Origin of the sequence: Nocardioides sp. (assembly GCF_035429765.1) — a bacterium.
Taxonomy (GTDB): Bacteria; Actinomycetota; Actinomycetes; order Propionibacteriales; family Nocardioidaceae; genus Nocardioides.
In genome coordinates this window covers 1-6,494 of record NZ_DAOMFK010000182.1, presented here as the reverse complement: position 1 = coordinate 6,494, position 6,494 = coordinate 1, and the positions used below count along the sequence as shown (strand labels likewise).

The following is a 6,494-nucleotide window of genomic DNA, read 5'->3' as shown; positions in this document are numbered from 1 at the left end:
CCCTGGTGGGCGCCGTGGTAGTCGTACGCCCTGGGCGTGCGGCCCGCACACGGCGCCCGGTCGGCGGTCACGCGCCCGGCCGCAAAGCCGCCCCCCGCGGAGCCGGCCGCGAGCGCCGTACCACCCAGCAGCCCCCGGCGGGTGACCCGCGCGGTCATCGCAGGACGGAGGCGGTCAGCTGCGACAGGGGCTCGGACAGGGCGTTGACCGCGTCCGCCAGCTCCTTGACCTGCTCGGGCGTCAGCTCGTCGTAGGAGCGGAACCCGTCGCCGTCACGCTGCGCGTCGAGCAGCGCCTGGAGGTCGGCGAACTCGGCGGTCAGGGTCCGGGCCAGCTCGGGGTCCGTGCGCTCCAGGATCGGCTGCACGCCCTCGTAGGCGACCCGGGCGCCGTCGACGTTGGCCTGGAAGTCCCACAGGTCCGTGCGCGACCAGTACTCCTCCTCCCCGGTGATCTTGCCGGTGGCCACCTCCTCGAGGAGGCCGCGTGACCCGTTCGCGATCTGGTCGATGCTGAAGGTGAGGTCGTCGAGGCGCCGGTCCAGGACGGTGGTGTTCCGGAGCAGGTCCTGGGCGAACACGGCGCGCTGCGCGGAGGTCAGTGGCGTGTAGTCCTCCGCCCGCTCGGGCCAGAGGTCCTTCTCGATGCGGTGCCACCCGGTCCACCGTTGGCCCGGCTCGAGGTCGGCCTCGCGGGCGTCCATGCGCGGGTCGAGGTCGCCGAAGGACTCCGCCACCGTCTCGATCCGCTCCCAGTGGGTGCGCGCCTCGGGGTAGAGGGCGCGGGCGGCGTCGTCGTCGCCGGCCTGGTAGAGGGCGACGAACTCCCGGGTCTTGGCCACGAGCTGGTCGGACTGGTCCTGGACGTAGGCCTGGTAGTTGGCCGTCGCCTGGTCGATCAGCGCCTGGTCGTCGGCGGAGATCTCGACGGCCTCGCCGGACTCGGTCACGGTGAAGCCTGCACGCAGCCCCTCACCCTTCATGCCGGGCTTGCAGACGGTGACGTAGCTGCCGGCGGGGGCGGACACCACCAGCGCCCGGTCCAGGCCGGGTCCGATGTTCTCCACCTCCCCGACGATGCGCAGGCCGTCCTCGGCGAGCAGGTAGAACTCGGTGACGTTCGAGCCGGTGTTGTTCACCGTGAAGGCCAGGTTGCCGGCGGGGGCCTCGGTGGACGACAGCTCGCACTCGGTGTCGCTGGAGGTGACGGTCAGCGACCGCGGGTCGCCGGGGTCGGCGTCGACGTTCTCGGTGCAGGCGGCCAGCAGCGGCAGCACGGCGAGGGACAGGGCAGGGTGGAAGAGACGCATGGTGGCTGCTCCGGGTGGCGAGGGATCAGGAGGCGGGCGGGCCGGCCACGGCGGACGGCACGGGTGCGGTCGGGGCCGGCGCCGGGCGGCGTACCCGGTTGAGGTACACGAGCATGGTCGGGACGACGTAGGCCACCCACGCCACCGCCTCGAGCACGGTGGTCGCGGGGCTGAAGTTGAAGATCCCCTTGAGCAGGGTGGCGTACCAGGTGCCGGGGTCGATCACGTCGGAGACGTCGAAGAGCAGGTTGTTCAGCCCGGGAAGCACGCCGGCCTCCTGCAGGTCGTGGACGCCGTAGGACAGCACGCCGCCGGCGACGATGATGAGGAAGGCCCCGGTCCAGGTGAAGAACGCGGTGAGGTTGATCCGCAGCGCCCCGCGGTAGAACAGCCAGCCCAGCAGCACCGCCGTGGCCAGGCCCAGGCCCGCCCCGACGAGCGGCGCCCAGGTGGACCCCCCGTCGCTGGTGGTCGCCTTCGTCGCGGCCCAGAGGAACAGGGCGGTCTCCAGCCCTTCGCGCCCGACGGCCAGCATGGCGACGAGAGCGAGCGACCACCGGGCCTTCCCAGCGGCCTCGTCCACCTTGCCGCGCAGCTGGGCGCCCATGCCTCGGGCGGCGCCGGCCATCCAGAAGATCATCCAGGTGACGAGGCCGACGGAGAGGATCGAGAGGGTGCCGCCGATCATCTCCTGGGCCTCGAAGGTCAGGCCGCGCGGCCCGAAGGTGAGGGCGGCACCGAACAGCAGGCTCACGCCGACCGCCAGCGCCACGCCCGCCCAGATCCGCGGCAGCAGCTCGCGGCGGTCGGTGCGGACGACGTAGGCGATGAGGATGCTGACGACCAGCGCGGCTTCCAGCCCTTCGCGCAGGCCGATGAGGTAGTTGGCGAACACCCCGGAACCCCTTCAGGTAAGGCATGACTTACTTAGGTCTGCCTAACCTAACAGATGTGGTGGCCACTGCGCTGCCGGCGTTCTGGTCCGCGGAACCCCGCCGTGCCAGGGTGGGTCCGTGTCGATCCCCACCGAGCGGCTGCTCCTGCGCCCCTGGCGGCACGAGGACGCGGAGCGGGTGCTGGCCGTCTACTCCTGCCTCGAGGTGGTGCGCTGGCTGGGCGACGGCCCGCCGCGGCCGATGGCCGACCTCGGCGAGGCGCACCGGGCGGTCGACCGCTGGGCGGCGCGTGGGGCGCTCCCCCCGCTCGGCGTCTGGGCCGTCGAGGTCGCCGGGACCGGTCAGGTGGCGGGCACGGTGCTGCTGGCGCGGCTCCCGGGCGAGCCCGACCCGGACGGCGCCGTGGAGATCGCCTGGCACCTCCACCCGGACTCGTGGGGCCACGGCTGGGCCACCGAGGCGGCGGCCGCGCTGCTGGACCACGGCTTCGCCCTCGGCCTTCCGGAGGTCCTCGCCCTCACCCACCTCGACAACACCCGGTCCCAGGCCGTGTGCCGCCGGCTGGGCATGCGCGAGCTCGACCGGGGCCAGGAGTGGTACGACGTCCCGATGCGGGTGTTCTCCGTGACCCCGGCCGAGCGCTGACGGGGGACGTCCGCGTGGTTCAGCGGGTGGCGGTGCCCTCGACGTAGTCGGTGTCGTGGGACTTCACCCACGCCATCAGCTTGCGCAGCTCGCGCCCGGTCTGCTCGATGGGGTGCTGCTCGGCCTTCGCGCGCAGCGCCTTGAACTCCGGAGCGCCGGCGTCCTGGTCGGCGATGAAGCGCGCGGCGAAGGAGCCGTTCTGGATGTCGGCGAGCACCGCCTTCATGTTCTCCTTCACGTGCTCGTCGATGACCCGGGGGCCGGAGACGTAGTCGCCGTACTCGGCGGTGTCCGAGACCGACCAGCGCTGCTTGGCGATCCCGCCCTCGTACATCAGGTCCACGATCAGCTTCAGCTCGTGGAGGCACTCGAAGTAGGCGACCTCGGGCTGGTAGCCGGCCTCGGTGAGCACCTCGAAGCCGTACATGACCAGCTGGGAGGCGCCGCCGCACAGCACCGCCTGCTCGCCGAACAGGTCCGTCTCGGTCTCCTCGGTGAAGGTGGTCCTGATCCCACCGGCGCGCAGACCGCCGATCGCCTTGGCGTACGACAGCGCCAGCGGCCAGGTGCCGCCGGACTCGTCCTTCTCGACCGCCACCAGGACGGGGACGCCGCGGCCGTCGACGAACTCGCGCCGGACCAGGTGACCCGGCCCCTTGGGGGCGACCATGAAGACGTCCACCCCCGCAGGCGGAGTGATGTAGCCGAACCGGATGTTGAAGCCGTGGCCGAAGACCAGCGTGTCGCCCTCGGCCAGGTTCGGCTCGACGGCCTCGGCGTACAGCCGGCGCTGCACGTGGTCGGGGGCCAGGATGACGATGACGTCGGCCTCCTCGACCGCCTCGGCGGGAGTCAGCACCCGCAGCCCCTCCGCCTCGGCCTTCGCCCGGCTCTTGGAGCCCTCGGGCAGCCCGACGCGGACGTCGACACCGGAGTCGCGCAGGGACAGCGAGTGGGCGTGCCCCTGGCTGCCGTAGCCCAGGACCGCCACGTGCTTGCCCTGGATCAGGGACAGGTCGGCGTCGTCGTCGTAGAACATCTCAGCCACGGTGGGCTCTCCTTCTTGCTGGTGCCGGTTGGCGTCGGACTCGGGTGGGATCAGGCTCCGCCGACCCCGGCGGAGGGTGGCGGGACGGGGACCGGGCGCACGGTGCGCTCGCTGATGGACCGGGCGCCGCGGCCGATCGCGACCATGCCGGACTGGACGAGCTCCCGGATCCCGAAGGGCTCGATGATCCGGAGGAAGTCGGCCAGCTTGTCGGCGTTCCCGGTGATCTCGATGGTGACCGCCTCGGGGGCGACGTCGACGACCCGGGCCTTGAACAGCTGGACGGCGTCGAGGACCTGCCCGCGGGTGTCGACGTCGGCCCTGACCTTGACCAGCAGGAGCTCACGGTTGACCGAGCCGGGCCCGTCGAGCTCGACGATCTTGATGACCTCGACCAGCTTGTTGAGCTGCTTGGTGACCTGCTCCAGGGGCAGGTCCTCCACGCTGACCACGATCGTCATCCGAGACACGTCGGGCAGCTCGGTGGGCCCCACGGCGAGGCTGTCGATGTTGAAGCCGCGGCGGCTGAACAGCCCTGCGATCCGGGCCAGCACGCCGGGCTTGTCCTCCACCAGGACGCTCAGGGTGTGCTTGCTCACAGGTCGTCCTTCTCGAAGTCCGGCGCCAGGTCGCGGGCGTACTTGATGTCGTCGTTGCTGGTCCCCGCGGCGACCATCGGCCAGACCATCGCGTCGCGGTGCACCCGGAAGTCCACGACCACCGGCAGGTCGTCGATCTCCATCGCCTTGGCGATGGTCGCGTCCACCTCCCCCGGCGAGTCGCACGACAGCCCCACGCATCCGTAGGCCTCGGCCAGCCTGACGAAGTCGGGGATCCGCTTGGAGTGCAGGTCGGTGTTGGAGTAGCGCTCGTTGTAGAACAGCGTCTGCCACTGGCGAACCATGCCGAGCGACTCGTTGTTGATGACGGCCACCTTGATCGGGATCCCCTCGATCGAGCAGGTGGCCAGCTCCTGGTTGGTCATCTGGAAGCAGCCGTCGCCGTCGATGGACCACACCGTGGCCTCGGGCCGTCCGACCTTGGCGCCCATCGCGGCCGGGACCGAGAACCCCATCGTGCCCAGACCACCCGAGTTGATCCACGTGCGGGGGTTCTCGTAGCCGACGTAGTGGGCCGCCCACATCTGGTGCTGTCCCACGCCAGCGACGTAGACCGCCTCGGGACCGACCAGCGCGCCCAACCGCTCCATCACGTACTGCGGCGCGAGGCTGCCGTCGCTGGGCCGGTCGTAGCCCAGCGGGTACCGCTCCCGGGTCGCGACCAGGAAGTCCACCCAGGCCTCGTAGTCGCCGGACCGCCCGGCCTCCCCCTCGGCCCGCAGCGCCACGACCAGGTCGCTGATCACCTCACGGCAGTCGCCGACGATGGGCACATCGGCGTACCGGTTCTTCCCGATCTCGGCGGGGTCGATGTCGGCGTGGATCACCTTGGCGTGGGGGGCGAAGGAGTCGAGGTTGCCGGTGACCCGGTCGTCGAAGCGCGCGCCCAGGCTGATGATGAGGTCGCTGCGCTGCAGCGCGGCGACGGCGGCCACCGTGCCGTGCATCCCGGGCATCCCCAGGTGCTGGGGGTGGCTGTCCGGGAACGCCCCGCGTGCCATCAACGTGGTGACCACGGGGATCCCGGTGAGCTCGGCAAGCACCCGCAGCTCACGGGAGGCGTTGGCCCGGATGGTGCCACCGCCGACGTAGAGCACGGGTCGCCGCGACTCCAGGATCAGCCGGGCCGCCTCGCGGACCTGCTTGCTGTGCGGTCGGGTGACCGGCCGGTAGCCCGGCAGGGAGAGCTCGGTCGGCCACGCGAACGTGGTCATCGCCTGCAGGGCCGACTTGGCGACGTCGACCAGAACCGGTCCGGGCCGTCCCGTCGAGGCGATGTGGAAGGCCTCGGCGATGGTGCGCGGAATCTCGGCCGGGTCGGTGACCAGGAAGTTGTGCTTGGTGACGGGCATGGTGATGCCCCGGATGTCGGCCTCCTGGAACGCGTCGGTGCCGATCATCGCCGCACCCACCTGCCCGGTCACGGCGACGATCGGGACCGAGTCCATGTGCGCGTCCGCGAGCGGGGTCACCAGGTTGGTGGCCCCGGGACCCGACGTGGCCATGCACACCCCCACGCGTCCCGTCGCGGCGGCGTAACCCTGGGCGGCGTGTCCGGCACCCTGCTCGTGACGGACCAGGATGTGGCGGATCCTGGTGGAGTCCATGAGCGGGTCGTACGCCGGGAGGATGGCGCCGCCGGGGATGCCGAAGATCGTGTCGGCACCGGCGTGCTCGAGGGACCTGATCAGGCTCTGCGCGCCGGTGACCTGGCCGGCGGCCTCCTGCTCGCTCATCTGCGTTCCTGTTCGTTGCTGTGGTGGCGGTGCGCCGTGGTGGGCCCAACAAAAAACCCCTCGGCCACGGTGGGCGACGAGGGGATGACGCGCGGGCGGAGGAGCCTGGGCTCTCAGCTCACGCGTCGCGTGCGTACGAGGATCTCGGTGCGCATGGTCCTACGGTCCCCGTCGCGGGCGGCGGCCGTCAAGTCGGTGTGCGACGCGTCCCAGCATACGGAACAGCGAGTCCACCATGTG

Annotated in this window: 6 protein-coding genes; 1 reads left to right on the top strand and 5 read right to left on the bottom strand. The window is 71.3% G+C overall.

Going from position 1 to position 6,494, the window contains the following annotated elements; all coding sequences use genetic code 11:
* Nucleotides 1–154 precede the first annotated feature (154 nt).
* Both efeO and efeU read right to left on the bottom strand, forming a co-directional pair.
* Nucleotides 155–1,309: an iron uptake system protein EfeO gene (gene efeO / locus PLP61_RS13825; RefSeq protein WP_324503322.1), complete on the bottom strand. Its 1,155-nt coding sequence runs from the start codon at nucleotides 1,307–1,309 to the stop codon at nucleotides 155–157.
* A 25-nt stretch (nucleotides 1,310–1,334) separates the two neighbouring features.
* Nucleotides 1,335–2,204, bottom strand: a complete 870-nt coding sequence (gene efeU / locus PLP61_RS13820; RefSeq protein ID WP_324503321.1) for an iron uptake transporter permease EfeU — start codon at nucleotides 2,202–2,204, stop codon at nucleotides 1,335–1,337.
* A gap of 118 nt (nucleotides 2,205–2,322) precedes the next feature.
* Between efeU and PLP61_RS13815 the strand changes: the two genes are divergently transcribed.
* A complete protein-coding gene (locus tag PLP61_RS13815) occupies nucleotides 2,323–2,850 on the top strand; it encodes a GNAT family N-acetyltransferase (protein ID WP_324503320.1) in 528 nt (175 codons plus the stop codon).
* 19 nt (nucleotides 2,851–2,869) lie between these two features.
* On the opposite strand, the gene ilvC is transcribed toward PLP61_RS13815, so the two are convergent.
* Genes ilvC through PLP61_RS13800 form a run of 3 tightly spaced genes read right to left on the bottom strand, consistent with a single transcriptional unit; the run spans nucleotide 2,870 to nucleotide 6,254 of the window.
* Nucleotides 2,870–3,949, bottom strand: a complete 1,080-nt coding sequence (gene ilvC, locus PLP61_RS13810) for a ketol-acid reductoisomerase (protein ID WP_502889063.1) — start codon at nucleotides 3,947–3,949, stop codon at nucleotides 2,870–2,872.
* Entirely contained in the window at nucleotides 3,949–4,497 is a 549-nt protein-coding gene (ilvN, locus tag PLP61_RS13805; protein ID WP_324503318.1) for an acetolactate synthase small subunit, read from the bottom strand. Before ilvN ends, ilvC begins: the two co-directional genes overlap by 1 nt.
* Entirely contained in the window at nucleotides 4,494–6,254 is a 1,761-nt protein-coding gene (locus tag PLP61_RS13800; RefSeq protein ID WP_502889062.1) for an acetolactate synthase large subunit, read from the bottom strand. The genes ilvN and PLP61_RS13800 overlap by 4 nt, the downstream gene beginning before the upstream one ends.
* Nucleotides 6,255–6,494: the final 240 nt, after the last annotated feature.

What these genes read in the sequence shown, in the direction of transcription:
- efeO (WP_324503322.1), bottom strand. Translation starts at nt 1,309, where the DNA reads ATGCGTCTCTTCCACCCTGCCCTGTCCCTCGCCGTGCTGCCGCTGCTG.
- PLP61_RS13800 (WP_502889062.1), bottom strand. Translation starts at nt 6,254, where the DNA reads ATGAGCGAGCAGGAGGCCGCCGGCCAGGTCACCGGCGCGCAGAGCCTG.